Origin of the sequence: Marinobacter sp. CH_CUG1437-1 (assembly GCF_037029655.1) — a bacterium.
Classification (GTDB): Bacteria; Pseudomonadota; Gammaproteobacteria; order Pseudomonadales; family Oleiphilaceae; genus Marinobacter; species Marinobacter salsuginis.
This window is the reverse complement of record NZ_JAYMEW010000001.1, coordinates 998,408-1,024,557: the sequence shown is the minus strand read 5'-3', so window position 1 is coordinate 1,024,557 and position 26,150 is coordinate 998,408. Positions and strand designations below refer to the sequence as shown.

Below are 26,150 nucleotides of genomic sequence, written 5' to 3'. Positions count from 1 at the left end.
AACTCAGTTCGCCGTCAGTTCAATCACGTCAATACCGTACAGGGTGGTGGTTCCGCTGATTTCATTTCCCACTGCCAGCAAGGGCTGCCCATTCGGGCTGTCCTCGGCAGCGATGAAGGCAATGCCCTCCGGACCAAGATCTCCGGCCATACCGGCCTGCAGGTCTGCATCCGACACTGAGAAATCCCGATTGTTCAGGTACTGGACGAATTCCGGATTCTGGGGATTGGTCACGTCGTAAACCATGATTCCGCCAATTCGCTCAAGACCGATAAACGCGAAGGTCTGGCCGTTGATTGTGCCAACCGTGACGGCTTCCGGCTCAGGACCTTTGTCATCAGATCGGTTGTCGAAATTGTTCTCGTCATTGGTGGCGTTGAAGTTCTCAGGCAACAGACTGGCGGTGATCCGCTCGAATTCGCTGCCGCTGTCAAAGACCCTCTGGCCATCGGCAGACCAGATAGAGAAGGATCGTGCGCCGTAGGTGTAGATTTCGCTGTATTCGCAGTCTACTTCCGGATCTGTCGCCGGGTCAGAGGGATCGCAGCCATTGCTGACGCCCAGGGTCGAGGTCACGTTGATCCGGCCTAGGTTCTCCTCCAGCTGTCGATCGGCCGCATTTGGGAAGGCCGTGGCATCCAGGGTCAGATCCCCGAGCCGGAACTCTTCGGAGAAGCCATCGTAGTCCCGGGAATCACCCTCGTTGGCGGTGATGTAGTAGGTCTTGCCGTTGTAGCCGTAGCTGGTGATCGCGTCCGGCATATACATACCTTTTACCGGCCAGTTGCGAATGTTGATGCCGCTATCCCGGTTGCTGACGTCCAGCTCGTTTCCTATCACGCTGTGGTCCTTGAAACCGAGGGGCAGGATCGCATTGATCACCCCGGCCTCGATATCCAGCTCGGCTACGGCGTTGTTCTCCTGCAGGGCGACCCAGGCGGTCTTGTTGTCGAGGGAGACCGCAATGTACTCCGGCTCCATATCCTGGGCGACGGTTGCTCCCGGCCCAAACACCCGCACACCGCTGGCTTTCAGGGCCACCTCATCGGCATTGAAGGCTTCGAATCCTGCGGTGGTTACCGTTGCACCGGCAACGCCCGCTGACAGATCAATAATGCTGACGGATCCCACCGGATCGTTGGTGTAGTCGTCGCTTGGTTCACCCTCGTTGGCGACCAGCACTTTCATGCCGTCCCGGGTAAAGGTAACCATATCGGGCAGCGCCCCTACCGTAACTTCAACAACCTTGCCAAGATCAGTGGTGTTGTAGAAAACGACCTTGCCGTTGTCCTGCTTGACGTCGGCTTCGATGGCCACCGCCACCAGGCTGCCGAAGACAGCCACATTGTTGGCGGATGCACCCTCGGCGGTCGCATCGATGGTCTGCAAGAGAACCGGTTGGGATGGATCCTGGATATCAAGCACGTCTACCGTGGAGGCACCGGCGTTTACAACGAACAATCGCTGGTTGGCAGCATCGTGGGCAACAATTTCGGCAGCTCCCACGTCGAACACGTCGCCCGGGGCCTGATAGGTGCCCAGAACATTGAGTTCGATCAGTGATTTGCTGGTGCCGTTGATACCATCAGCGCCATCGTCACCATCATCGGTACAGGCGCTCAGGCCCAGCAGGGAAGACAGGATGGTTGCGGAAAGCAGGGTCTTACGGAACATGACATTGTGCCTCTGGCATTGCTTGGTGTAGGGAATCCCTACACACGCTAGGGCACAGGCGTGACAGTTCAGCGTCAGTTCCGAGTCATTGCGATTACGAATTGGTGAAAAGAACAAAAAAATGGCGACCCGAAGGTCGCCATTCCGTAACTTCAATCGACTCAGTGACCGAGGTAACTCCGATACATCCAGACAGTCTTTTCCTGCTGAGAGATGTAGTCACTCATAAGGGCAACTGTGCCTTCATCTTCCGCGTCACCCGCCAGACTGAGCAACGCACGCTGTTTGCCGATCAGTTTGGCAAAGCTTTCCACGATGTTCTCCATCGCTTCCTTGCCATCCGAAACATCTTTGCGCTCCGGCACTTCAGAGCGCTCAATGTAGGTGCTGTAGGCGTGAGCCGGCCGATGGCCAAGCGTCAGCACGCGCTCTGCAATCTCATCGATCTTGAGCAACAGATCATCGTACAGCTCCTCGAATTTGACGTGCAGCTCGAAGAAGTTGTCGCCCTTGATGTTCCAATGGTAGCCACGGACATTCATGTAGAAGATCTGGTAGTTGGACAAAAGATCATTCAGGGAATCAGCCAGTTGCGCTGTTTTCTCAGTATCAAGACCAATAAAGTTCTTACCCATAACGCATCTCCTTGGCAATTATGCGTGACGTTTTAAAAAGTATACGACCGACCAAACTCGGTCGGGAAGTTTAGTTTGCTAATCTCGTCAATAGCGACGATGAATAATGCTATGGAAGAAGTCAAATAAATAGTTCGAGCCTATCCCCACTCTCAATACAATTCATTTAACAATCATTCTCACCCGGCCTTAAATGGAGATGAACCACGAACGAAACCGGAGATGACCATGAGCGCGTTAAAACTGTTTGTACATAACCATGGCAGGAATGGCGACCAGTCGCTGATCAAAACGGTAACGTTCGCCCTCACCCACTTTACAGTGGCATTCACCGTGGCTTATCTGCTCACGGGTGACATCCTGATTGGCAGTTTGATCGCCATGGTGGAGCCAGCCATCAACACCGTTGCCTATTTCTTCCATGAAAAGATCTGGGCACGCCGCCAGCGGAACGCAAGGACAGCGACCGGAACTTTATCCCGGACTCAGCCCCACACCTGTTGATTCTGATCAAGGGCCGGCTCAAACACCCGGCCCACAATCGGTGCATCCCTCTTCTGGCGCCGGTCCGATACTGAGATTTCGGTTGAGGTCTTTCAGGGCCGTCCGCACCCCTTCCTCGATAACCGGATGGTAAAATGGCATCTCCAGCATTTCGCTGACGGTCAGTCGTCGCTGGGCCGACCATGCGAGCAGATGGGCAATATGCTCCGCCGCAGGACCGAACATCTCGGCACCCATGAACAGGCCGCTGCCATGCTCACCATAAACCCTCAGTAGCCCCCGGTTTTTGCCAATCACCCGACTGCGCCCCTGATCCTCGAACGATACCTCGCCCACAGCAAAACAGCCGCGACACCGCTCGTCCACCTGGTGAATGGTCAGGCCTACGGTCGCAATCTGCGGATCTGTGAATACCACCGCCAACGGGGTACGGCGAAGCCCGGTTCGCACATCCGGGTAAGACCCCGCGTTGTCGCCCGCTATACGGCCCTCGTCGGCCGCCTCATGCAACAGCGGCAGACTGTTATTGGCATCGCCGGAGATGAATATGTGGCTCTGGCCACAACGCAGGGTATGGGGATCAAACAGGGGCATACCCTTCTCACCCAGCTCGATACCGGCGTTCTGGATATCCAGCCCGTCCACATTCGGGCGACGGCCGGTGGCTGCTAACAGGTAATCAAAGGTTTCGATCTTTTCACCGGCATCCCCGTCCACAAACGTAATGGCAACACCGTTATCAACCCGCTCAACGTTCTTGACCTCCGCATCGGGATCCAGCGGGAACTCTTCGTTAAAGGTTTTAAGGGCGTAGTCCCGGATGGAGTCATCCTGGATGGGACCGACAGACCCGCCAACCCCGAACATTCGCACCCGGACACCAAGCCGGCTCAAGGCTTGCCCGAGCTCCAGGCCAATCACGCCCGGACCAAATACCGCCACCGAGTCCGGCAGATCCTGCCACTCGAAAATATCATCATTCACCACCAGCCGGTCTTTAGCCTCTTTCAGAAACCCGGGAATGTTGGGCCGTGAACCGGTAGCGATAATGATCCGGCCGGCCTGCACCTCAAGGTTGTTGCCAACCACCAGATGATTCGGACCGACAAACCGGGCGTGACCTCTCAACCGGTGCGCCTCCGGAAACTTCTCGACCGAGTTAATCACGCCAGAAACGAAACGGTCCCGCTCGGTTCGCACCCGTTCCATAACCCGTTTGCCATCAACTCTGATCGCTCCGGCAGACACGCCAAACAGGTCGCCAAGCTGCATCTGATGTGCGTTTTCGGCGGCCGCAATCAAAAGCTTGCTGGGCATACACCCGACTCTTGCGCAGGTGGTTCCGTACTGCTCGCCCTCAATCAGTACTACTCTGTCGGTCGCCTTGCGCACACGCTGATACGCCACCATTCCTGCGGTACCGGCTCCGATGATGGCAACGTCTACGGCTCGCTTTTCCATACAAGATCTCCTGACAGGCGTTCCCGGCATCGGGGAACACGGAAGGTTGGAACGGGTGAGACCTCAGTATAGAAGCCATGGCAGGTTTCACCCATACCGTGAAAAAAGACCGGATTCAGCCTATGCTGTCAGCCTTTTCAGACCTTGGCAGGCGCAGGAAAGGAGTTGGAACTATTCAGAGTTACTGGCCGGAATTTCTGACGGTGGCCCTCGTCCACTTGCTGGCAGTGGCAAGCCCCGGCCCGGATTTTGCGGTGATGCTCAGACAGGCGCTCTGCCAGAGCCGAAGGAACGCCCTGCTGACAGCCATCGGTATCGGCGGGGGAATTCTGGTGCATGTCTGCTATTCCTTGCTCGGAATCGGACTGCTGATCCAGCAATCGATCATGCTGTTCAATGTTCTCAAGGTGCTGGGGGCACTCTACCTTGCCTGGATTGCCGTTCAATGTTTGAGGGCCCGGGCCGGTGGCGTTCATGTAGAACAGGCCCCGACGGGAGGACAATCCGGTCTTGCCGCCCTGCGACTGGGTTTCCTGACCAATGCCCTGAATCCCAAGGCAACGCTGTTTTTTGTCTCCCTGTTCTCTGTTGTGATCAGCCCGGGCACGCCCATTGCGCTCCAGGCCGGCTACGGCATTTACATGGCTTTGGCCACGGGGCTGTGGTTTGCCATGGTCGCTGTTTTCTTCACCCTGCCCCGGATCCGCAGCGGGTTTAACCGGTTTGGCCACTGGCTGGACCGGCTGATGGGCGGTGTTCTGCTGTTACTGGCTGGCCAGCTGCTACTGTCTACAGTGAGCGGATCAGAGCCTCCGTCTGCGCCCATCCTAGACAAGGATCGGTAATCGAGCAGCCGTAGCGCAGGTCTTCACCATCGTCCTGGCGGCCCGGTTCCAGGAAACTTTCCAGCATCAAACCACGGATATGCTGGTTGCCGGCACGGCGCTGTGCCATTACTTCCCGGGCGATATCCAGCTGTCGTTCGGCCTGCTTGCAGGCATTGTCATGGCTGCAGTCCACCATCACCGCAGTCGACAATCCGGCTTCTGCCAGGGCCCCAACGGCCTGTTCAATACTTACAGCATCATAGTTGGTAATACCGCGGCCACCGCGCAACACCAGATGGGTATCAGGGTTGCCCCGGGTGGTAATCATGACCGGCGCCCCGGTCGCGGACACCCCAAGGTGGTGATGAGGATGGGATGCCGACTTCATGGCGTTGGTTGCCACGGCAATACCGCCATCGGTGCCGTTCTTGAAGCCGGTGGGCATCGGCAGGCCACTGACCATTTCACGATGTACCTGGGATTCGGTGGTTCGGGCACCAATGGCAGTCCAACTTACCAGATCACCCAGGTAATCCATGGCGGAGGGGCTCAGGGCCTCGGTGGCCAGCGGCAAACCCATCGCCGCCAGATTCAACAGCAGTCGGCGGGAGCGACGTAGCCCCTCATTCAGATCACCGTCCCCTGTGCGCTCCGGATCGTACAGCAGCCCTTTCCAGCCGACCGTGGTCCGGGGCTTCTCCAGATACGCCCGCATAACGATAAGAAAGCGGTCGCTGACATCGTCCGCCAGGGCCTTCAGCTTCTTCCCGTACTCTAGGGCCGCCACCTCATCGTGTATGGAACACGGCCCCATTACGATCAGGGTTCTGCTGTCCTCGCCCTGCAGAATGTCCCGGATGGCCTGTCTCTGCTCTTCTACCTGTTGGACGACAGCGGCACTGGCCGGCATCTCAAGCCTGAGCTCCGCGGGCGTCGGCAGAACCACTTCCTGTCGGTGCCGGACCTGGGGCTCCGCATCCTGGTGTGTCAGTTCAGTGTTCAAGGGCATGTTCATGTCAGTGTTCCCGTTTCCCTGCGTCAGAATCAAAAAAGCCCCGGCTGGGCTACCAGTCGGGGCTTTTTGAGTCCGGTGGCAGCCTGGGTTTTCTGCCGGGCTGCCTTCCTCGTTATTCGTTCGATGAAGATCCTAGGGGCGGCCCCGGCACTGGCTAAAATAAAAGCCATAACCAAACCACCAGAAAAACACAGCAGCGACGGCAGCCGCCGGCTTGGCGCCGAAAGCTTGCAAAACATTCAATTGACAGGTCGCGTGTGTCGTCTTCATGCTTTTCAATATATACCCCTGGTTTTCACCTTGGCAACCCGTGTGTCGGAGTTTTTTCGACTCCGACAGAAGGATTGGAGCACTGAATGGCCGTTATTGTCCGAGGATACCCCCTGCAGCTTTTTCTTGTTCTGCTGCTGGGACTTTGTTCCAGCCAGGCCCTGGCCCAGGCGGAATCTCGCGTGTACCAACTCAATAACCGACCAGGCGACGATGTGGCGGTGCAGATCCGCGAGCTTTACCAGGGCTCGCCGGTAACCGTGACCGCCCGGGGCCAACAACTGGTGGTACGCGGTGAACCGGCCCTGCTGGACGAAATCGGACGGCTTGTCGAAACACTGGATGTGGCGCCAGTTCAGGTAAGGATCACTGTTCGCTCCAGAACAGACAGCGGCGGCAAGCGCTCAGGTGCCGGCATTTCCGCGTCGAACGGCCAGGCTGAACTCTCAGCCGAACGTCGCGTTACCACGACCGGCAGCGCCCAGGAGCGGACTCTGGTGATGCAGGATGGCCAGTCGGCACACATTACCTCGGGCCAGATCCGGACGATTCCAGTCGCCATTCGCGGCGGTCGTAATCCGGCGGCCTTCCTGCAACAGGTCGAAACCCGCAGCGGGTTTCTGGTCAGTCCCCAGGTCATTTCCGATCAGGCGGTGGAACTGAGCATTGTCTCGTTCGAGGAGGAACCGGCAAACCTGGACGGATATGAAACGGAAGCGGTCGTTACCATCCGACGGGTTGAGCCGGGACAGTGGGTGTCACTGGGTAGCACAGCAACCCGTTCCAGCCAGGAGCGCAGTGGAATTACCTATCAGGTGAACAGTAGCCACTCGGACAATCGCAGCTTTGAAGTCCGAGTGGATATTCTGCCCTGAATCAGGCCTGTCGCTTGCCGAGAAGGATCTGTTTGGCTTCGTTCAGTTTGGCTGCAAGGTAATCGTTTCCGCCCCGGTCGGGGTGAAGTTTCTGCATAAGCCGGCGATGCGCCATCACGATTTCCTCTTCAGAGCAGCCGGCTTTTACCCCGAGGATATCGCAGGCCTCTCGTTCTGACATCTGCCCCGCCAGATCAGTGTCTGAGCCAGAGTGATTGCTCGCCTGCTCACGGCTTTCCTGCCCCTGTTTTCTCCCCATGAACCGGTTGATTTCCGGAGCAAATTTCAACAAGGCGGGAAGCTTGCGCAAGAGGGGAATCACAGCCGCAACCGCCGCCGTGAGCACGTGCACGCGTCCAGTCAGGACCATGAACACCAGCAAGGCTCCACCGACCACGAGGATCACCTTCCAGGTGGCCGCTTTTTTCTTTTCGGCGGACAACGCGCCCCACTGTTTCAGAATCACAAACACGGCGGCTGCCAACGCAAGCCCCAGAATCCACTGCATGGTTGATCCTCACCCTAAATACCGTCGTAATTCTGTCACTGACGCGAGATACATTACCAGTAGTCTGCAGGGAAAGCCGCCCCCCATGAAAACACCCAGACAGCCTTGATACTTGTCAAATCCGGCGAACCCGGAGTCTAGATAGAAATACTTACAACCCGGTGACAATAGCGACCCTGATTTTGTAGGATGCTATGCTTCCCAAAATCTGACACAGATCCCCAGGACCCGAACCATGCGCACTGCTTCCCGCTTTATAATCGTCATTATTTTTCTCGGCGTAGTGCTCGGAGGCATCTTCGGCTACAAGTTCTACCAGTTTGGCCAGATGCAAGAGCAGATGTCCCAGCCTCAGCCACCCGCCCAGATTTCCGCGGTTGAAGCCCAGAAAGAAGCCTGGACGCCCGCCATCAAGGCTGTTGGCAGTGTTGAAGCCATCAACGGCATCCAGGTGGCCAACGAAGTGCCCGGCGTCATTGAAACCATCAATTTCGAATCCGGTGACCAGGTCAGTCGTGGCGATGTATTGATCCGGATTGATTCAGCAATCGATGAGGCCGCCCTTAGGACACGCCGCGCCGAGGCACAGTTGGCCGAGCAGGAGTTCAAGCGGGTGTCCGACCTGCTCCCCAAACGCGCAGTATCCCAGTCCCAGTACGATGAAGCCAAGGCCAATTTCGACGCGGCCCGCGCAAGGGTGAATGAAGCCGAGGCACAACTGAACAAAAAAATCATTCGGGCGCCCTTCGATGGCACGCTGGGCATCCGGATGGTCGACCAGGGTGAGTACATTGCCACCGGCACTCCGATTGTCGAGATCAACATGCTGGACCCGATCTACGTCGACTATACCCTTTCCGAGAAAAACCTGCCGAACGTGAAGACCAGCTATCCGGTAGTCGCCACTGTCGCTGCCGTTCCGGAGCAGGATTTTGAAGGGTCCGTCAGCGCCATCAACACCTCGGTCAACCCGGAAACCCGGACTGTCCGTGTCCGCGCCACGCTCTCCAATCCGGATAACCTGCTGCGTCCCGGCATGTTTGCCACCGTCCTGACACAGCAGCCGGAAGACAACGAGGTTGTGACCGTGCCGCGCACTGCAATCTCCTACAACACCTATGGCGATTTCGTGTTTGTGGTAGAGGAGAACGACGAGGGCAATCTTGTCGTTGACCGCCGCACGGTAACCACCGGCGAAACCCGAAACACCCGTGTTGCAGTTCTGTCCGGCCTGGAAGCCGGCGAAACCGTCGTTGAGAAAGGTTTGCTGCGTCTGCGCGCTGGCCAGCAGGTGGCCATACAGGAAGAAGACCAGAAGCAGGGGGCGTCTGAGTAATGCGCTTCACCGACATATTTATCCACCGTCCCGTCCTGGCGACGGTGGTCAGCCTGCTGATCCTGCTCCTGGGCGCCCGGGCGGCCATGGAAATGGAGATCCGGCAATACCCCGAGCTCGAGAGCACCACCGTAACGGTCACTACGGCCTATCCCGGTGCCAGCTCAGACCTGATCAAGGGCTTTATCACCACACCGCTGCAGCAGGCCATCGCTGAAGCCAGTGGCATCGACTATCTGACATCCACCAGTTCCCAAGGCACCTCCACCATCGAAGCAAAGATGGTGCTGAACTATGACGCCAACGCGGCCCTGGCGGAAATACAGGCCAAGGTGGCAAGCCAGCGAAACGTCCTGCCGGCCGAAGCCCAGGATCCGGTGATCACCTCCACCACCGGTGATTCGACGGCGCTGATGTACATTGCCTTTTACAGTAACGAGTTGGCCGTACCCCAGATCACCGATTACCTCACCCGCGTGGTCCAGCCCAGACTCCAGGCGCTCTCCGGAGTGGGCAAAGCGGAACTGCTGGGCCGCAAATTCGCCCTGCGGGTGTGGCTGGATCCGGAACGCCTGGCGGCGGTGGACATGACACCCCAGGAGGTGGTGGCCAGACTCAGGGCCAATAACTACCAGGCTGCCGTCGGTAACACCAAGGGCACCTACACCGAAATCAGTATGACCAGCGACACCGATGTGGGTGATCCGGATGCGTTCCGCAACCTGGTGGTCAAGCAATCCAATGGCACCCAGATCCGCCTGCAGGACATCGCCCGGGTTGAGCTGGGTTCTGAAACCTACGATCAACTGGCTCTGTACAAAGGCCAACCGGCCACCTATGTCGCTATTGAGCTGGCTCCCGGAGCCAACCCTCTGACGGTCGCCGGTCTGGTAAAAGACCAGTTACCGGATATCGAAAGCCAGTTGCCTTCCGGGCTGGATGTGCGCCTGGCGTACGATGCCTCGGACTTCATCGAGGATTCCATCAACGAGGTTATCCAGACACTGCTGGAAGCCATGATCATCGTTCTGGTGGTGGTATTCCTGTGCCTCGGTTCCATCCGGGCGTCGATTGTTCCCTCCGTCGCCGTGCCACTGTCGCTGGTTGGCGGTGCGTTCATCATGCTGATGTTTGGTTTCTCGCTGAACCTGCTCACCCTGCTCTCCATGGTGCTGGCCATCGGCCTGGTGGTGGATGACGCCATCATCATGGTAGAGAACGTGCACCGACACATTGAACAGGGCGAATCGCGCTTCGATGCCGCCATAAACGGTGCCCGTGAAATGGCGGTGCCTATCATCGCCATGACCACAACGCTGGTGGCCGTCTATGCACCCATTGGTTTCATGGGCGGACTGGTGGGCTCGCTCTTTACGGAGTTTGCCTTCACGCTCGCCGGCACGGTCGTTATTTCAGGTATCGTGGCGCTGACCCTCTCACCAATGCTCTCGGGCATGGTTCTCAAGCCTCACGGCAACCCGGGGAAATTCGAAAATCTGGTAGAACGGTCTTTCAATGGAATCGCGTCGGGGTACAAATCAGCCCTGTCGTCCCTGATGCAAACCAAATCAGTGGTGATCTTCTTTGCTCTTGTAGTGCTTGGCTCGATCTACTTCATGGTCATGATGAGCCAGAACGAGCTCGCGCCCACTGAAGACCAGGGGATTCTGTTCTATCAAGGGCTTGGACCTCAGACTTCAACGCTTGATTATCTGACCGAGCATGGTGATGAGATACAGGAGCGCATGTCGACCGTTCCGGGTTACAACGAAGACTTCATGATCATCGGCATCACCGGACCGAACGCCGTGTTTGGCGGCTTCAAGATGGCTCCATGGAGCGAGCGTGACATCAGCCAGTTCGAAGCTCAGCCTTTGCTGGATGCGGAGCTCAAAAATGTCACCGGTCTTCAGACGGCGGTTTTCCCAAGGCCCTCACTGCCCGGTTCCGGCGGTGGCCTGCCGTTCCAGTTCGTGATTACCACCGGCAGCAGCTATGAGCAGCTGGACCAGGTTGCGGATGAGCTGCTGGGCAAAGCCATGGGCAGCGGCAACTTCATGTTCCTGCAGAAGTCCATCAACTTCGATCGGCCGATCACTCGCATCAACGTTGATCGGGACCGGGTTGCCGACCTGGGCCTATCCATGCAGGACGTCGGCCAGAGCCTGTCGAGCATGCTGGGCGGCGGATACATCAACCGGTTCAGCATGGAAGGTCGTTCCTACCAGGTGATTCCACAGGTTGACCAGCAGTTCCGGCTGGACGCCCAGGCGCTCAATGAGTACTACATTCGTGCCGACAACGGCGAACTGGTGCCACTGGGCAGCGTGGTGAGCTTCAGCCAGGATGTTGAACCGTCCAACCGGACCCAGTTCAACCAGCAGAACTCCCTGACACTCCAGGGCGTGGTTATGCCGGGGATTGCCGCCGGCACTGCCATGGACTTCATGGAGCAGACCGCAGCAGAGGTTTTCCCCCAGGGCTTCAGCTACGACTACACCGGTCAGAGCCGACAGTTGGCGACCCAGGGTAGCGCCCTGATGGTGACCTTCTTCCTGTCGCTGCTGGTGATTTACCTGGTGCTGGCGGCCCAGTTCGAAAGCTGGCGCGATCCGTTCATCATCCTGGTTTCGGTACCCATGTCGGTTGCCGGCGCCATGGCGTTCATCGTGCTTGGCTTCGCCACCATGAACATCTACACCCAGGTGGGGCTGATAACGCTGATCGGGGTGGTCTCCAAAAACGGCATCCTGATTGTCGAGTTTGCCAACCAGTTGCAGAAGGAACGCGGACTTAACAAGGTGGATGCAGTGATTGAGGCGGCGGCGATTCGCCTGCGGCCAATCATCATGACATCACTGGCTCTGATCTTTGCCATGGTGCCGCTGCTGATTGCCATTGGCCCAGGCGCGGAAAGCCGCTTTGCCATCGGCCTGACTATCAGCGCAGGTCTCGGTATCGGCACCCTGTTCACCATCTTTGTCTTGCCGGCGTTCTACATCCTGCTGGGCCGTGATCATCACGGTTCAGCCTCCGATGAGTACGGCAACGGGTCCGAATCCGAGGGTAAATCGGCCCCCGTCCACTGACCCGGAGTAAGACATCAGGCCCGGCCACGGCAACGTGAGCCGGGCTTTTTTTGTGAATCGCCTCAGGACAGCATCAGATCCGGCTCATCCACGATCTGTTTGCCAGCTCCACTGCCTTGAAGGTTTCGCCGCCATTGAACCGTTTCTCTGGGCAATTCCCCGAAATGTTCACGGTACAGGGCCGCGAACCGCCCCAGGTGGGAAAAACCTGCATCGGCGGCATACCATGAGATGTGTGGCACGTCGCACTGGCAGTCCACCAGACGCTGACGCACCCTTAGCAGCCGGTTTCGCTGGTACAACCGGTAAGGTGTCATACCAGTTTCCCGTTTCATCAGATAGTAGAGGTTACGTTCGCTGACGCCGGAATGGCTGGCCAGTTCCTGAAGGTTGAAGTCCCAGCTCGGCTCGCATCTGATTTTTTCGATGGCTCTGAGTAACCGACGATCGAGTTTCGGGCACTGACAGGTAAAATCCGATTTCACCGGGGAACGTGTCAGGTTGAGGAAAAGGTCATTCGTGAGCCTGATGGCATCTGAATCATCCCGAAAGAAGGGTGCCCGATGAAGATAACAGGTGATGAGCTCTTCGTACTTTGACAAACAGGCGTCACTTGCATCGTGAACAGTCGGGGCCGACAAGTCCGGTTCCAGCCTGACAATCAATACCCTCGATCTCGGCGTCAAACGCAATCGAAACCGGTCTTCCGGCCATGCCAGGGCCAGCCCGCTCAGGTATTGCCAGGGCTCATCGCGTGTTGCGATCTCAGGGTTGCCGGCCCTCGGTAACAGGAAAACAGGCTCAGTCGCCCGGCAGCCTGTAATTTCCATTCCCTCCTCGGCATACAGACAGATCAGGCGGCCACGCTCAGTGGTCAGCGTCGACAAGGCACCTACCTGATGGCCACTGCCCTCAAACAGGGAACAGTCTATGTCGTCACACCCGGACAACTCACGAATCGCGGCCAGCCACTCAGCAATGGAGGCACGATTAAGTCGAAGATAGGCATCGAGTTCCAGTTCTGGCGCAGTATTTGGCATAGAGATCCGGGATCAGAGTTTGCCCCTTATTAAAACAATCGGGGTGTCCGACCTAGCCAAATCTTGCAAAATGCCGATGGAAAGGCATTGAACTGACCTAATCTTGATTTCGATCAAAATATAAGGAGATCAGCTCCTGCCAGGGCGCTGGCCTGGCCATCAGGAAACCCTGCCCACGGTGGCAGTTCAACTCCCGCAGTTTGTCGTACTGGTCCTCGGTTTCGATACCTTCGGCAACCACTTCGAGATCCAGGGCCTCGGCAATTCCCAGGATCGCCGAGACAATTCGGGAATCGCGGCATTTTCCACCAAGGCGCCATATGAACTGACGATCAATCTTCAAGACCTGGACAGGAAGCGCATGCAAATAGGCGAGAGAAGAGTAACCGGTCCCGAAATCGTCGATCGCAACCACCACGCCCTGCTCGCCGAATTCCTGCAGCCGGTTCAGACATTGCCGCGATAAATTCATCAGATGGGTTTCGGTTATCTCGATTTCTGGTATCCAACCCACACCACGAATGCGCTCAAACAGCGGCGCCAGCAAGGCCTCCAACCGGGAATCGGTAATCTGACGCGCCGAAATATTGATCGCCAGGCCAAGCCCTTCAGGTAACCTTTCAGTCTTGTCTGAGAGATCGGCTAACACACACCGCACCAGATGCTCGGTCAGCTCATGAATGTGGCCCCGCTGTTCGGCAATGGCAACAAAATCCCCCGGTGATACCGGGCCGAATTCCGGATGATTCCAGCGAAGCAGCGCCTCCACCACAGCGACCTCTCCAGTCGAGAGGTGGTACTGGGGTTGATAGACCACGCTGAATTCCTCCGGGGCGGTCTTCACCGATGCGATCAACGCCTCGGAAAGACGCTGCCTGTAACGCCCCCTTTCGGTATCCACAGCACTGTAAATCCGGTAGCAGGACCGCCCCGCCATCTTGGCCGAGTACATTGCCCGATCTGCATTTTGCAACAGCTCAGCCCCGGTTCGGCCATGACCCGGGTAGACAGCAGCGCCAACCGACGCCGACAGAAAGTACTCCCGCGCACCTACGATGATCGGCGCCTGGAAAATCTGCGTCATGCGCTGACATACATTCTCCAGGTCCTCATCATTCTGAAGTTCGATGATAACCGCGAACTCGTCGCCGGAAAGCCGCGCAACCACATCGCCCTTTCGCAAAACGCTCTTTATACACTGGGCAGCCTGCTGAAGCACCTGATCGCCGCACTCATGTCCGTGCAAGTCATTAATTGACTTGAAGAAATCGAGGTCAACGTACACCACCGCAAAACATCCACCGTCACGCTCCCGCTGAGCCACACGAGCTTTGAGAAACTCCTGGAACAGCGAACGGTTCGGCAGCTCCGTCAGCGGATCGTAATAGGCCAGCGAAGCCAGACGTTCATCGCCGGCAGCAATGTCGCCAACATCGGTAAAGACACCGGCAAAGAACTGTCGTCCGTCGCGGATCACAGGATAAATCGTCAGCCATTGGGGATAGGTTTCGCCATTCTTGCGGCGATTCCAGATCACCCCTTCCCAACGCCCGTAATCACTCAGGCTTTTCCACATGGTTTGATAGAACTCCGGCGAATGAAGCCCGGAGCTGAGCACCGACGGCGCCTGACCAACCACTTCCTCCGCCTGGTACCCGGTTACCGACCGGAACATCCGATTCACATAGGCAATTCTGGGCTCGGTCGTCGACAGCATGATTGCCCTGGGATGGTTATCCACCAGCGCCCTGAAGTCTTGTTGTTGTAATGCCTGCATGCACCGCTCACTCCCTTTGTGCAGCCCTGAACCTGGTCAGACCAGTTGCAGTCACCAGCATAATCAGTATCTGTCGCCAACCTAGCCACATATTGCAAAAACACAATTGCTACGACCAAAGCAGAAGAAAACGTGAAGAAACGTTCAATTTTTGCAATAACCGGATATCGAACAGACAGAAGGAGGCCGATAGTTAGTCAACGTGACAAAAACCGATACCGAGGCAAGAATACTTCATGCGAATCAACGAACCCGTCACCCAAAAAGAACGGGGATACCCGGACCACTATCACCTGATCACCACCACCGACCTTCGCGGCAAGATCACCGCCGCCAATGAAGAGTTCGCCGAAGTCGCTGGCTACACAGTCGACGAACTGGTCGGTCAGCCCCACAACCTGATACGGCACCCGGACATGCCACCGGGCGCCTTCGAGAATCTCTGGCAGACCATAAAATCCGGTGAATCCTGGCGGGGTATGGTGAAAAACCGCTGCAAGAATGGCGATCATTACTGGGTGGACGCCTTTGTCACTCCGATCCGTAAAGACGGTGAAATTGTTGAATTTCAGTCTGTTCGCACCCGTCCCCGGCCAGACCAGGTTGCCCGGGCTGAAAAACTGTACGCAGCCTGGAACCGGGGCAAGGTGCCACGGCGATACCTGGCGATCAGCCCGCCGTTGTCACTGAAAATCGGCTGCCTCTATGGACTGCTCGCTTTCGCACTTGCCTGGTTTGGCCTGTCCGAGCTGACCCTGCCTCACCTGCTGATGTTGCAGGGGCTCGTGTTGTCGGTATTCATTGTCTTTTTCTGGCTGACGCTGCCGATGATGCGCAGTGCCAGGGCGGCCTGCTGCGAAGCGCATCCGGCCATGCCCTGGGTCTACACCGGCCGTCGGGATGAGGGTGCGTGGATCGAATTCGATCGTCAGAAACGGGACGCGGTACTCAGGGCGGTTTCCGCCCGCATGCATGCCAACGTCGGCAAGCTCCATGGCCGGAAACAGCGCACCGTCGAGTGGGTTGCCAACTCGGTGGCCAGCATTCGCAGCCAGCAGGATGATATCCAGGACATAACCCGGGCCTTCGAGGAACTGGCAGAGAGCGTTCGTCGGGTCAGTGAGCTGACCGCCCGTACTCACGAGGCAACAGACGATGCCCGCCAGTCGGCCGGCCAGTGTCGTGGCCAGATGAGGTCCATGAACCAGTCATTGTCGGATTTGAAGGAACAGCTTTCCGTTGCCAATGGACGCATGCAGACGTTGTCTGAAAAGAGCGATGCAATCGGCATGGTCCTGGACGTCATCTCGGATATCGCCGAACAAACCAATCTGCTGGCGCTGAATGCCGCCATCGAGGCCGCCCGGGCCGGCGAGTCAGGACGCGGCTTTGCCGTCGTTGCCGATGAGGTGCGGGGCCTGGCCCAGAGAACCCACGAATCCACCCGGAAGATCGAAGAGATGATCGGCGCCCTGCAAACCGAAACCCACGAAGTGGTCGAGGTGATCAACAGCGGCACCCAATGCTGTCAGCAGACGGCTGACATCGCCAGTGAAGCCAGTGAAACCCTGGAGGCGACACTGAAAGATGTCGATGTCATAACTACCTGCACCCACGAAGTCGCAGGTGCCACCGAGCAACAGGCCGCATTGAGCGTACAGGTGGAACGCCAGGCGGCACGGCTTCTTGAGCTGGGAAACCGCTCGGTCCAGAGCAGTGAAAACGCCCAGGAAGAATCCGAACACCTGGGCAATAACGTGGATCAGGCACAGCTACTTACCAGCCATTTCCTGCAGATGCTGGTCGATCGACTGTTACCGGCACCCGTACCTGAAAGTGGTAAGCGATTCCCCGAGCCGACACAATAGGGTAGGCTGGCGATCAATCCTCTGACCAACCGTGGAAGATCGCTGAAACCGTGACTCTTGGAACCCTGTTCTGGCTGTTCGTAGCCGGATTCGCTGTCTGGTACTGGTGGCGCGCCAAAGCCATCAAGGATTTCGTGCTCCAGGCGGCGCATAGCTACTGCAAAAGCATGGACGTGATGCTGCTGGATGATGCGGTATTCCTCCGTGGTCTCTGGTTCAAGCGCGACGACCAGGGAAAGATCCGCGTGTGGCGCCGTTTCCTGTTCGATTTCACGTCCACCGGTGAGGAACGCTACACCGGGCGTATCATCATGCTGGGCCAGCGCATCCAGCATATGGAACTGGAACCACACCGGTTTTCCTGAATACGCAGCGTCCCTGTCCTCACCCATTTGGGCGATTCCTGATCGTTCTTTACACACCAATAATCGACATCGCATCGACGACCGTCGGCTGCCTGATGCAGCCGTCAACAAAAACAACAGGAGTCACACATGCGTATTCGATTTACCACAGCAGTACTGCTGGGGCTGGCCTTGCTGTCCGCCTCGTTCTCAAGCTTCGCCGGCTATACCCAGACCCGCCATCCGATCGTTCTGGTTCATGGTGTCACCGGGTTCAACACCATTGGCGGTCTTGTAAATTATTTCCATACCATCCCCTGGAATCTTGAGCGCAGTGGCGCACGGGTCTATTCCGCCAGCGTTTCTTTCGTCAACAGCAGTGAGCAGCGGGGCCAGCAACTGGCGAACTACGTGAACAGCCTCGGGCATTCCAAAGTCAACCTGATGGCCCACAGCCAGGGCGCGCCAACCTCCCGGGTAACCGCAGCCCTAATTCCTCACCGCATTGCCTCTATCACCTCCATCGATGGCGTCAACAAGGGCTCCAAAGTAGCCGATGTGGTTCGGGGCATCCTGCCACCCGGCAGCTACGTCGAGGGCGGCGCCAACGCCATTGCCAACGCCCTGGGGGACCTGGTGAATGCATTGTCCGGTGCGGACAATCCTCAGAACGGACTGGCAGCCCTGGAGACCCTCACTACACCCGGAACAACCAGCCTCAACGACGCCCTTGGCTGGAAAGGCGTCAACAGGAATAGCTGCGCCGGCACCAGTGAAGATGTCTGGATCAATGGCAACCGCATCAAGTTCTTTTCCTGGACCGGGCGGGGCGTGTGGACCAATGTGTTCGACATTACCGACCCCTTCCTGGGCGTGACCGCCCTGGCTTTCGGCAGCGAGCCCAACGACGGTCTTGTGGGCGTCTGCTCCACCATGATGGGCCGGGTGATCGGCACCCACTACGACATGAACCATGTGGATGCCATCAACCACCTTCTGGGTGCGCGTTCTCTGTGGACCAATCCGGTCACCCTTTACCGCACCCAGGCCAACCGGCTTAAAAACCGCGGTCTGTGAGGTAACCATGAAACGGACATCCATCGAAGCCCGTCGATGGCTGTTTCCCGGTGCCCTGTCGGCCATTCTGGCCGGCAGTGGTCTCTGGTACGGCCTCACCGATACCGCACCATCACAAGCCAGCAGCGCGGTTTCAAAGCCAACGCAATCCGCCACCCTGGCCGACTCAACAAGACCTTCGCAGGAGTCTGGCGAGCAACGGGGCTTAGAAAATCTCAGTCAGGAGTCTGAGCCTGCCACGACTCCCGATTCGCTCGGACCGCAACCCTTTGCCGCCTCACTATCAGGCACGGAAATCGACGGTGCGCTGACCAGCGATGACAACGGTGAGCTTGTCATCAACCTCCAGGTCCGCGACTTCTTCGATTACTTCCTGAGCACAGTCGGCGAAGTCTCTCCGGAAACAGCCATTCAACAGATCGAGGCGATGGCCCGGACTCACTTGCCAGAGCCCGCATCTACTCAGGCACTGGCGTTGCTGGACCAATACCTCGCCTATAAGCAGGCATCCCTTCAGGTCATGCAGGCGCGCCTCGATCCTGCCCGGGCAGCCGAGCCGGCCTATCAGCTGGCTGCGCTGGGCGACGCCCTGGCACAGCTCAAGCAGCTGCGGTCTGCCACCTTCAGTTCCGAGGCCCACCGGGCTTTCTTCGGGCTCGAAGAGGCTTACAGCGAATACACCCTGGCGACCTTTGCCATTCAGCAACGCACGGACCTCAGCGAGCAGGGCAAACAGGCGCTCGTCCAATGGCACCGCAACCAGCTGCCGGAGCAACTGAGAACGACGGAACAACACCTGCATGCCAGCAGCCGGCAGCAGCAGGCCCGAACTGCAGCCATCGAATCGGCGTCTTCGCCCGAGGAGGCCGGACGGCAGCTGGCCGAGCTGGGCGTGAACCAGCAAGGCGTCGAGAGCGTCGTGAATTACCTGAAGCAGCGGGAACACTTTGACCAGCGTTTCAAAGACTTCCGGGAAGCGGTGGACCGGGAAGCCTCGTCAGGACTGGCTGAAGCTGATCTGGAGAAACAGCGGGAGGCATTACTGGAGCGACATTTCCCGCAGCAACAGGACAGAACCTGGGCACGACTGAAAATGCTGGGCAACGGCTGACCAGAATGTGCTCGGGTTCCCGAACACGTGGGCCGTGCCAGATACAATCCGGAGACCCACGCGATACTGGACACGGCCATGACGACCGAGCAGATCGAACAGCAGCAGACCGCCGGATTCCGCAACCTGCGTTTCACGCCAGACCTTGAAGAGGCCTACCGGCGATCACGGGCCGGCCTGATCAGGCATCGGGCCAGGCCAGTCTCGATCGCCGGGCTGATCCTGTTTTTGATCTACGCGGTGATGGATGCACTGACCCTCCCTGCCGAGCTGGCCCAGGTCACGATATCCATCCGGCTCGCCATTACCTGCCCTGTAATTGCCATTGTGATCTGGCTCGCCTACCGTCCAGTTCCTTCCGACATCAACTTTGAACGCATCTATACCCTCGCCTATCTAATGGGTGGCCTGAGCGTGGTGGCGATCATCGCGGCGGCGCGGCAGGCCGGTTATCCACTGCCCTACGAGGGCATGATCCTGATGCTCATGTTCGGATACTTCGCCATGGGGCTGCCGTTTTTCAGCGCGTCCCTGGTGTCACTGGTGCTGGTGATCAGCTACCTGATGATCGAGCTGTTAAACGGCATGTCCGGCGCCGCCCTCGCCACCAATCTGTTCTTTCTGACCACGGCCAACATCATTGGCATGGTAGGCGCCTGGACCAGCGAGTACCGTCACCGTGCACACTTCCTGGATCGTCAACTGCTGGATCGACTGCACCAGGCAACCAGGGATGAAAGCCGGCGAAAAACCGAACTGATCACCGCGGCCAGCCATGACCTTCGCCAACCCCTGAACGTGATCGACATAACGCTAGAGAACCTTTCACCTGCCCCGGACGGATCCACCACCCGGCAGTTGAAGGATATGGTCCGACATCTTCGCCGCCTTCTCGGCACCGTCTTTGACAGCGCCAGACTGAATGAAGGCATGGTGCAGGCTGATATCCGGCCCACCCCACTGGCGACGATTTTCCGGGACCTGAATGATCTGATGGCTGATTCATCGGGCAACAGTGACGTGACAGTAAAAATCGACCAGGGCACTGGCAACCTCAGAGTCATGGCCGATCCGTCCCTGCTGTCCCGGGTGCTCCAGAATCTGCTGTTCAATGCGGTGCAACACAGCGGTGGCAATCGTATTCACCTGTCCGCACGCAGCGTGGGTACGCAAGTTCTGTTGGAGGTTTCGGATAACGGAACCGGCGTGCCCCCCGAGCTGAACGATTCCCTGTTCTCCCCCTACGTCAGGGGCCAGGGCCAGACAGACTACCCCGGCCTGGGTCTGGGCCTGACCATCGTAAAGGAATTCGTTGTCCTGATGCAGGGAACCTGTGGCGTCGAAACAGGGACAGGACGGGGGTCGGTGTTCTGGGTGCGGCTACCGGCGGCCCTCACAGCCAACCGCGTGCACGAGCCAGATTCACGCACTCCGTCCGGTTATGAACACCAAGCTGGGTGAAGATGGCCTTGAGGTGAGTTTTTACCGTGTGCTCTGTCAGGTTCAGACTCTGGCAGATGCGTTTATTGGGGAAGCCCTGTGCCAGGAGGAGAAGCACATCCATTTGCCGTGGCGTCAATGACAGATCCTGCGCCACGGGTTCCAGACCGCCCGGGAAATAACCCTCACCACGACTCACAGACCGAACCATACTCACCAGAGCCGACCGACCGGCAGATTTCGCCAGAAAACCACTGGCACCGGCCGCCCTTGCTGCCCGCACCGTCGCCTCATCTTCACTGCTTGAAATGATCACCACCGGAGGTGGGTCCCGGTGGACTGCCAGTCTCGGCAGCAAGGCCAGCCCCGTCTCACCCTGGAGTGCAATATCGAGCAGGATCAGCTGAAAATCGTCCTGGCGGGCCAGGAGACCTGAGGCAACCTCAACCGAGCTGGCCGTTATAACAGATTCGGCCAGCCCCTCCTGCCGGATTAAACCGGCCAACCCCTGGGCAAACAGGGCATGATCATCAACCAGCAACACCTTGTTCAGAGGAAGCGGCTGAGTGGGACAGGCAACAGACTGCCCCGTTTCTGATGTGATGGCATCCATGGATGAGCCTCTGCCCGCTGTGTTTATTTTTGTTACGGCGGATGACTCACTATAGGCCAGCGCGCCCTTGCTCTCCGCGTACTGCTTAACATTTTTCTACAACCCCCGCCCGGGTACCTCCATTGTGTGGGACCAATGAAACACAACTGTCATATTCCTGAAGCATCCTTCTCGGCTCCAACCAACTGACTGGTAAAGGATTTTATCAAAATGCCGCGATTTACACGGATGACCTCAAAACTGCCGGGGCTGCTACTGCCAACGATAATGGCGTTCCAGGCCCAGGCCTATGATCTGGAAATTCATGGTTCCAATACCGTCGGCGCTACCCTGGCACCCATGCTGGTCACCAGCTACCTGGAAGAGCACGGCGGCGGGCAGGTTACGTCCAGGGGCACGGGCGTGGAGAACGAAAAAGTTCTGCGCACACCGGTGAACAACCGGGCGACGGAGGTGCTGGTGGCAGCGCACGGTTCAAGCACCGGCTTCAAGGCCCTGGCCGCCGGCAAAGCCCACATCTGGGCCTCTTCCCGGCCGGTAAAACCACAGGAGGCCGAGCAATTTCGTGCCAGGGCCGACCTCAATGCGCCAGAGAGCGAGCACGTCATTGCCATCGATGGACTGGCGATTCTGGTTCATCCCTCCAATCCCGTCAGCAAAATGAGTATCGAGACCCTGGGCCGGGTATTCTCCGGACAGATCCGGAACTGGTCAGAGCTGGGCGGCCCGGATCGCCCCATTCAACTCTACGCCAGGGACGACCGTTCCGGGACCTGGGACACCTTCAAATCCCTGGTACTGGGGAAAGAGTTCGAACTGGACAACACCGCCAGGCGCTACGAATCCAACGACCAGCTATCCGATGACGTTAGCCGGGATCCCTCCGGCATCGGCTTCTCCGGCCTGGCTTCGGTTCGAGACAGCAAACTACTGGCCATCTCGGAAGGCAATGCGCCAGCTCTGCGCCCCAATCAGCTCACCGTCGCCAGTGAGGACTACCTGCTGTCACGTCGATTGTTCATGTACACGCCGGGAAGTGATGTCCCGCCGCTCTCCGCCGGCCTGATCGGATTCGCCCTCGGCCAGCAGGGGCAGGCACTGGTGGCCGAATCCGGGTTCATTTCACAGAACCCCATCGCGGTGAAGCCGGAGTTCGACGACTCGACGCCCGAAAGCTTTCGCCGACTGACCGGTAACTACCATCGTCTGACCGTCAATTTCCGCTTCTCCGAAGGCCGAACCAAGCTCGATAACAAGGCGCGCCGCGACCTGCTGCGGGTTCAGCAGTACCTGCTCCAGAACGGTCGATCCGCTGATGACCTGTTATTGATCGGGTTTGCCGACACCCAGAGCCACGAGCTGCGAGCCCAGATGATCTCCGAACTTCGGGCCCTGTCGGTCCGCAAGGCACTGCAGGAAGTGAACGTGCCGGATGTTGCCTACACGGGTTATGGCCAGTACATGCCAGTGGGCGGCAGCGGCAACTCTCGCAACGGGCGCGTGGAAGTCTGGATCAAATCCCGTTAGCCGCGACCAAAGTCTGATGCCAAACTGCGGCAATCACCTATCCGCTGCGGCATCACACCTATGTTTGGGTTTTCTATACTAACGAGGTCATTTCCAACCAACAGACAGGGACAATGGACATCCAAAACGACCACCGTTACGCGATCAACCTGAACGTTCGGGGCATTCAGCCCTCAGCCACCCTTCGCATCAATGAGCTGAGCAATCACCTCAAATCCGAAGGCAAGGACATTATCAAACTCGGGCTGGGGCAATCCCCCTTCCCGGTGCCCGATCGCGTGGTGGAGGCGCTGAAAGAGCACGCCCACGAAAAGGACTACCTGCCGGTCAAGGGCCTCAAAGGCCTGCGTGAGGCCATCGCCGGTTACATCCGCCGGAGCGAACGCATGCACTGTACCTGGGAGGACGTGCTCATCGGCCCGGGTTCCAAGGAGCTGCTGTTCATGCTCCAGCTGGCCTACTACGGGGACCTCCTGATCCCCCGCCCGAGCTGGGTTTCCTATGCGCCGCAAGCCCGGATCATCGGGCGCTCCGTACACTGGCTGCCGACCCATGCCGAAAACAACTGGCAACTGACCGCCGAAGAGCTGGATATCATCTGTCGCGATGATCCCTCGCGGCCCCGGATCCTGATCCTGAACTACCCGTCCAACCCCACGGGTTGCACCTACACCGACGACCAGCTGCTGGCCATCGCCAACGTGGCCCGCAAATACAAGCTGATTCTGCTGTCGGACGAAATCTACGGCGAAGTGCATTTCGAGGGCAGGCACAAATCCATCGCCCGCTATTACCCCGAAGGCACCATCATCAGTACGGGTCTGAGCAAGTGGGCCGGTGCCGGTGGCTGGCGCTTGGGCACATTTATTTTCCCCCGGGAATTGAGGCCGCTGCAGGACGCCATGGCGATCATCGCCAGCGAGACCTATACCGCCACCAGCGCACCAATCCAGCACGCAGCGATCGCGGCGTTCAACGGCGGTGAGGACATTGATGAATACCTGAAACAGTCCCGCCGTGTGTTGAAGGTTGTGGGCGAGTACATGCATCGCCGCCTGACCGAGATGAGCGCCGTGGTCCAGAAACCGGAAGGTGCGTTCTACCTGTTCCCCGACTTCTCCGGGTTCCGGGAGCAACTGGCCAGGAAAGACATCAAAACCAGCCAGGCCTTCTGCCAGGCTCTGCTGGAAAACACCGGCGTCGCCATCCTGCCCGCCAGCGACTTCGGCTTTGTGCCGGATCATCTTGGGGCCCGACTGGCCTTCGTTGACTTCGATGGAACCGAATCCCTGCACCTCGCCGGCACTGACTATGCCGAACAGGAGCTGGGCGACGACTTTGTCAAGCAGGCGTGTCCAAGACTGGTTCTGGCCATGGACAAGATGGAGCAGTGGCTGAACAGCCTCTGATTCTGCCGTGTTAGACTGGCGTCCTCATTCCTAGGGGATATCAACGGGGGCGCCATGTCTGATTCTGTTTCTCTGCTCGAGATTACCGACTTTGCCGAAAACCTGGCCCGCGAAGCCGGCGAGCTGATTCGCCGCGAGCGGGACAACAACGCCCTGCGAACCGACTACAAACACCAGACCGAACTGGTCACCCACGCCGACGTGATGGCCGACGAATTCATTACCGGCGCCATCCGCAAGCGTTTCCCAGACCATCGAATCCTCTCAGAAGAAACCATGCCGGACCTGAGCCAGGCGGAAGAACTGGACACTCCTCTGTGGATCGTTGACCCCATCGACGGCACCGTGAACTATGCCTACGGCCACCCCCAGGTGGCGGTGTCCATTGCCTATGCCGAAAAAGGTCGGGTCCAGGCCGGTGTCGTCCACGCACCCTTCCCTGGCGAAACCTTCCGGGCAACCCGCTCAGAAGGCGCCACTCTCAACGGCCGCCCAATCCGGCACAGTGGCGCCACGGTTCCTCGTGACTCCCTGTTCGCCACCGGTTTCCCCTACACCAAAGACGCCCTGGAACCGTTGGTCAAACGCCTGGACGCCATGATTCACCAATGCCGCGACCTGCGCCGTATTGGCTCCGCGGCCCTGGATATCTGCTGGGTGGCCTGTGGCCGCCTCGACATCTACTACGAGAACGTCAGCCCCTGGGACTTCGCCGCGGCCCGCCTGATCGCCCTGGAAGCAGGCGCCACAGCTGGCCACTTCAGCGAGATACCTGAGGGTTATCCAGCCGACCTCTGGGGTCGCGATATCCTGATCTCGGCGCCGGCGGTTTGGGAGCCTGTTCGGTCTATTTTGCGGTCTGCCTCAGGGTACGACTGAGTGTGCAGGTAGGATTGAGGAGATATATCTCAAGAGTCTGATAGGCGGGGGCAGGAAGGGCTTTCCCGAAATGTCGGCGGCCATGGATGGCCGACGCCAAGCGCACATGGACGTGCTCGTAGCGGTTTCGGGAAAGCCCTTTCTGCCCTCGCCTAAACTCCAGACCAAGCAGGCTAGGAATCTTTAAGAGGCGAACGAAAAGGTCAGCCCCAAACACCCTCAGCAACCAACCCCCAACTCTCGTCGAAGTCAGTAGAAGGCAACCGCGAGAACGAAGACCGGATAAACCGCTGAATGCGGCCTTCAACGAACACCAGGACAAAATCGGCACCGCGGGCAGACGTAGTTCTTGGACGAAGCCCCTGGCGGATCTCACCCTCCTTGAGGGTTTGGCGCACCTGGGTTTCCAGGCGCTCGAAAAACTGGGAGGCACGCTTGCGCAAAGTGTCGTTCTCGCCCATCAGGGCATCTCCTGTCAGCACACAACACAGGCCAGGATTGCGCTCAGCGAACACCAGGACCAGGTGCACCAGTTGCTGAAGGCGAACCCGCACATCCTCCTGCTCCTGAAGGATCACCTGGCAGCGAGAGAACACCGCCTCCTCAGCAAACTCGATAAGTGCCTCGAACATCTTCCGCTTGCTGGGAAAGTGTCGGTACAGGGCCGCTTCGGTAACGCCAACGGATTTGGCAAGGCCGGCGGTGGTGATTCGGGCTCCAGGATCCGTCTCCAGGAGTTCCACAAGGGCATGAAGAATCGCCTCACGGCGACTGGGTTTCTGATCAGTCATGGCAGGACAGCAGCGCTCTGATTTATCGTTGTCGGGGCCGGTCGTTCAGCGCCGGCCCTCGGTTATCGTTAGTCAGGATT

Annotated in this window: 22 protein-coding genes; 13 read left to right on the top strand and 9 right to left on the bottom strand. The window is 58.2% G+C overall.

Annotated elements, in window-relative coordinates; translation table 11 throughout:
• Positions 1 to 3 precede the first annotated feature (3 nt).
• Positions 4 to 1,674, bottom strand: a complete 1,671-nt coding sequence (locus tag WA411_RS04620; RefSeq protein ID WP_291904375.1) for a choice-of-anchor I family protein — start codon at positions 1,672 to 1,674, stop codon at positions 4 to 6.
• Between the two features lie 161 nt (positions 1,675 to 1,835).
• On the bottom strand, positions 1,836 to 2,309 hold the full coding sequence (locus WA411_RS04615) for a Dps family protein (protein WP_069182047.1): 474 nt from the start codon (positions 2,307 to 2,309) through the stop codon (positions 1,836 to 1,838).
• Between the two features lie 228 nt (positions 2,310 to 2,537).
• On the opposite strand from WA411_RS04615, the gene WA411_RS04610 reads away from it, so the two are divergent.
• Positions 2,538 to 2,813: a DUF2061 domain-containing protein gene (locus WA411_RS04610; RefSeq protein ID WP_291904378.1), complete on the top strand. Its 276-nt coding sequence runs from the start codon at positions 2,538 to 2,540 to the stop codon at positions 2,811 to 2,813.
• Between the two features lie 18 nt (positions 2,814 to 2,831).
• Here the strand turns inward: WA411_RS04610 and WA411_RS04605 are convergent, their stop codons facing one another.
• On the bottom strand, positions 2,832 to 4,274 hold the full coding sequence (locus WA411_RS04605) for a dihydrolipoyl dehydrogenase (protein ID WP_291904381.1): 1,443 nt from the start codon (positions 4,272 to 4,274) through the stop codon (positions 2,832 to 2,834).
• Between the two features lie 122 nt (positions 4,275 to 4,396).
• Here WA411_RS04605 and WA411_RS04600 point away from each other — a divergent pair, with 122 nt between their 5' ends.
• Positions 4,397 to 5,119: a LysE family translocator gene (locus WA411_RS04600; RefSeq protein ID WP_442915586.1), complete on the top strand. Its 723-nt coding sequence runs from the start codon at positions 4,397 to 4,399 to the stop codon at positions 5,117 to 5,119.
• Here WA411_RS04600 and WA411_RS04595 read toward each other — a convergent pair.
• Positions 5,064 to 6,116, bottom strand: a complete 1,053-nt coding sequence (locus WA411_RS04595; protein ID WP_291904382.1) for a 3-deoxy-7-phosphoheptulonate synthase — start codon at positions 6,114 to 6,116, stop codon at positions 5,064 to 5,066. The two genes, WA411_RS04600 and WA411_RS04595, sit on opposite strands and share 56 nt — an antisense overlap.
• A 356-nt stretch (positions 6,117 to 6,472) precedes the next feature.
• Here WA411_RS04595 and WA411_RS04590 point away from each other — a divergent pair, with 356 nt between their 5' ends.
• Positions 6,473 to 7,261, top strand: a complete 789-nt coding sequence (locus WA411_RS04590) for a secretin N-terminal domain-containing protein (protein ID WP_291904384.1) — start codon at positions 6,473 to 6,475, stop codon at positions 7,259 to 7,261.
• 1 nt (position 7,262) lies between these two features.
• Here WA411_RS04590 and WA411_RS04585 read toward each other — a convergent pair whose 3' ends face one another.
• Positions 7,263 to 7,769 carry a DnaJ domain-containing protein gene (locus WA411_RS04585; protein ID WP_291904386.1) on the bottom strand — a complete coding sequence of 169 codons (507 nt, stop codon included), beginning with the start codon at positions 7,767 to 7,769 and terminating at the stop codon, positions 7,263 to 7,265.
• Between the two features lie 235 nt (positions 7,770 to 8,004).
• Between WA411_RS04585 and WA411_RS04580 the strand changes: the two genes are divergently transcribed.
• Positions 8,005 to 9,105 carry an efflux RND transporter periplasmic adaptor subunit gene (locus WA411_RS04580; RefSeq protein WP_291904388.1) on the top strand — a complete coding sequence of 367 codons (1,101 nt, stop codon included), beginning with the start codon at positions 8,005 to 8,007 and terminating at the stop codon, positions 9,103 to 9,105.
• Positions 9,105 to 12,194 (top strand): efflux RND transporter permease subunit, encoded by a 3,090-nt coding sequence (locus WA411_RS04575; RefSeq protein ID WP_291904390.1) that lies wholly within the window; start codon positions 9,105 to 9,107, stop codon positions 12,192 to 12,194. Before WA411_RS04580 ends, WA411_RS04575 begins: the two co-directional genes overlap by 1 nt.
• Positions 12,195 to 12,256: 62 nt before the next feature.
• On the opposite strand, the gene WA411_RS04570 is transcribed toward WA411_RS04575, so the two are convergent.
• Positions 12,257 to 13,234 (bottom strand): AraC family transcriptional regulator, encoded by a 978-nt coding sequence (locus WA411_RS04570; RefSeq protein WP_291904392.1) that lies wholly within the window; start codon positions 13,232 to 13,234, stop codon positions 12,257 to 12,259.
• Positions 13,235 to 13,331: 97 nt separating this feature from the next.
• On the bottom strand, positions 13,332 to 15,011 hold the full coding sequence (locus WA411_RS04565) for a putative bifunctional diguanylate cyclase/phosphodiesterase (RefSeq protein WP_291904394.1): 1,680 nt from the start codon (positions 15,009 to 15,011) through the stop codon (positions 13,332 to 13,334).
• 236 nt (positions 15,012 to 15,247) lie between these two features.
• On the opposite strand from WA411_RS04565, the gene WA411_RS04560 reads away from it, so the two are divergent.
• The 5 genes from WA411_RS04560 to WA411_RS04540 all read left to right on the top strand — a co-directional run bounded on the left by WA411_RS04560 (position 15,248) and on the right by WA411_RS04540 (position 20,872).
• Complete coding sequence (locus tag WA411_RS04560; RefSeq protein ID WP_291904395.1) at positions 15,248 to 16,879, top strand: methyl-accepting chemotaxis protein; 1,632 nt, start codon at positions 15,248 to 15,250, stop codon at positions 16,877 to 16,879.
• A gap of 50 nt (positions 16,880 to 16,929) precedes the next feature.
• Positions 16,930 to 17,244 carry a DUF3301 domain-containing protein gene (locus WA411_RS04555; protein WP_291904397.1) on the top strand — a complete coding sequence of 105 codons (315 nt, stop codon included), beginning with the start codon at positions 16,930 to 16,932 and terminating at the stop codon, positions 17,242 to 17,244.
• A gap of 129 nt (positions 17,245 to 17,373) precedes the next feature.
• Complete coding sequence (locus WA411_RS04550; RefSeq protein ID WP_291904399.1) at positions 17,374 to 18,300, top strand: esterase/lipase family protein; 927 nt, start codon at positions 17,374 to 17,376, stop codon at positions 18,298 to 18,300.
• A gap of 7 nt (positions 18,301 to 18,307) precedes the next feature.
• Positions 18,308 to 19,411, top strand: a complete 1,104-nt coding sequence (locus WA411_RS04545) for a lipase secretion chaperone (protein ID WP_291904401.1) — start codon at positions 18,308 to 18,310, stop codon at positions 19,409 to 19,411.
• Between the two features lie 78 nt (positions 19,412 to 19,489).
• Positions 19,490 to 20,872: a sensor histidine kinase gene (locus WA411_RS04540; protein ID WP_291904403.1), complete on the top strand. Its 1,383-nt coding sequence runs from the start codon at positions 19,490 to 19,492 to the stop codon at positions 20,870 to 20,872.
• Here WA411_RS04540 and WA411_RS04535 read toward each other — a convergent pair.
• Positions 20,805 to 21,464, bottom strand: coding sequence for a response regulator transcription factor (locus WA411_RS04535; RefSeq protein ID WP_291904405.1), 660 nt, complete (start codon positions 21,462 to 21,464; stop codon positions 20,805 to 20,807). The genes WA411_RS04540 and WA411_RS04535 overlap by 68 nt on opposite strands.
• 210 nt (positions 21,465 to 21,674) lie before the next feature.
• Here WA411_RS04535 and WA411_RS04530 point away from each other — a divergent pair, with 210 nt between their 5' ends.
• From WA411_RS04530 to WA411_RS04520, 3 genes are all read left to right on the top strand, one after another.
• Complete coding sequence (locus WA411_RS04530; protein ID WP_291904406.1) at positions 21,675 to 22,991, top strand: substrate-binding domain-containing protein; 1,317 nt, start codon at positions 21,675 to 21,677, stop codon at positions 22,989 to 22,991.
• A gap of 113 nt (positions 22,992 to 23,104) precedes the next feature.
• Entirely contained in the window at positions 23,105 to 24,400 is a 1,296-nt protein-coding gene (locus tag WA411_RS04525; protein ID WP_291904407.1) for a pyridoxal phosphate-dependent aminotransferase, read from the top strand.
• A 54-nt stretch (positions 24,401 to 24,454) separates the two neighbouring features.
• Positions 24,455 to 25,279: an inositol monophosphatase family protein gene (locus tag WA411_RS04520; protein ID WP_291904408.1), complete on the top strand. Its 825-nt coding sequence runs from the start codon at positions 24,455 to 24,457 to the stop codon at positions 25,277 to 25,279.
• 203 nt (positions 25,280 to 25,482) lie between these two features.
• Here WA411_RS04520 and slmA read toward each other — a convergent pair whose 3' ends face one another.
• On the bottom strand, positions 25,483 to 26,070 hold the full coding sequence (gene slmA, locus WA411_RS04515; protein WP_008173360.1) for a nucleoid occlusion factor SlmA: 588 nt from the start codon (positions 26,068 to 26,070) through the stop codon (positions 25,483 to 25,485).
• Positions 26,071 to 26,150 lie beyond the last annotated feature (80 nt).

What these genes read in the sequence shown, in the direction of transcription:
- WA411_RS04610 (WP_291904378.1), top strand. Translation starts at nt 2,538, where the DNA reads ATGAGCGCGTTAAAACTGTTTGTACATAACCATGGCAGGAATGGCGAC.
- WA411_RS04590 (WP_291904384.1), top strand. Translation starts at nt 6,473, where the DNA reads ATGGCCGTTATTGTCCGAGGATACCCCCTGCAGCTTTTTCTTGTTCTG.
- WA411_RS04615 (WP_069182047.1), bottom strand. Translation starts at nt 2,309, where the DNA reads ATGGGTAAGAACTTTATTGGTCTTGATACTGAGAAAACAGCGCAACTG.
- WA411_RS04540 (WP_291904403.1), top strand. Translation starts at nt 19,490, where the DNA reads ATGACGACCGAGCAGATCGAACAGCAGCAGACCGCCGGATTCCGCAAC.
- WA411_RS04575 (WP_291904390.1), top strand. Translation starts at nt 9,105, where the DNA reads ATGCGCTTCACCGACATATTTATCCACCGTCCCGTCCTGGCGACGGTG.
- WA411_RS04520 (WP_291904408.1), top strand. Translation starts at nt 24,455, where the DNA reads ATGTCTGATTCTGTTTCTCTGCTCGAGATTACCGACTTTGCCGAAAAC.
- WA411_RS04570 (WP_291904392.1), bottom strand. Translation starts at nt 13,234, where the DNA reads ATGCCAAATACTGCGCCAGAACTGGAACTCGATGCCTATCTTCGACTT.
- WA411_RS04605 (WP_291904381.1), bottom strand. Translation starts at nt 4,274, where the DNA reads ATGGAAAAGCGAGCCGTAGACGTTGCCATCATCGGAGCCGGTACCGCA.
- WA411_RS04600 (WP_442915586.1), top strand. Translation starts at nt 4,397, where the DNA reads ATGCTGTCAGCCTTTTCAGACCTTGGCAGGCGCAGGAAAGGAGTTGGA.
- WA411_RS04545 (WP_291904401.1), top strand. Translation starts at nt 18,308, where the DNA reads ATGAAACGGACATCCATCGAAGCCCGTCGATGGCTGTTTCCCGGTGCC.
- WA411_RS04530 (WP_291904406.1), top strand. Translation starts at nt 21,675, where the DNA reads ATGCCGCGATTTACACGGATGACCTCAAAACTGCCGGGGCTGCTACTG.
- WA411_RS04585 (WP_291904386.1), bottom strand. Translation starts at nt 7,769, where the DNA reads ATGCAGTGGATTCTGGGGCTTGCGTTGGCAGCCGCCGTGTTTGTGATT.
- WA411_RS04620 (WP_291904375.1), bottom strand. Translation starts at nt 1,674, where the DNA reads ATGTTCCGTAAGACCCTGCTTTCCGCAACCATCCTGTCTTCCCTGCTG.
- WA411_RS04580 (WP_291904388.1), top strand. Translation starts at nt 8,005, where the DNA reads ATGCGCACTGCTTCCCGCTTTATAATCGTCATTATTTTTCTCGGCGTA.
- WA411_RS04550 (WP_291904399.1), top strand. Translation starts at nt 17,374, where the DNA reads ATGCGTATTCGATTTACCACAGCAGTACTGCTGGGGCTGGCCTTGCTG.
- slmA (WP_008173360.1), bottom strand. Translation starts at nt 26,070, where the DNA reads ATGACTGATCAGAAACCCAGTCGCCGTGAGGCGATTCTTCATGCCCTT.
- WA411_RS04525 (WP_291904407.1), top strand. Translation starts at nt 23,105, where the DNA reads ATGGACATCCAAAACGACCACCGTTACGCGATCAACCTGAACGTTCGG.
- WA411_RS04565 (WP_291904394.1), bottom strand. Translation starts at nt 15,011, where the DNA reads ATGCAGGCATTACAACAACAAGACTTCAGGGCGCTGGTGGATAACCAT.
- WA411_RS04560 (WP_291904395.1), top strand. Translation starts at nt 15,248, where the DNA reads ATGCGAATCAACGAACCCGTCACCCAAAAAGAACGGGGATACCCGGAC.
- WA411_RS04595 (WP_291904382.1), bottom strand. Translation starts at nt 6,116, where the DNA reads ATGAACATGCCCTTGAACACTGAACTGACACACCAGGATGCGGAGCCC.
- WA411_RS04535 (WP_291904405.1), bottom strand. Translation starts at nt 21,464, where the DNA reads ATGGATGCCATCACATCAGAAACGGGGCAGTCTGTTGCCTGTCCCACT.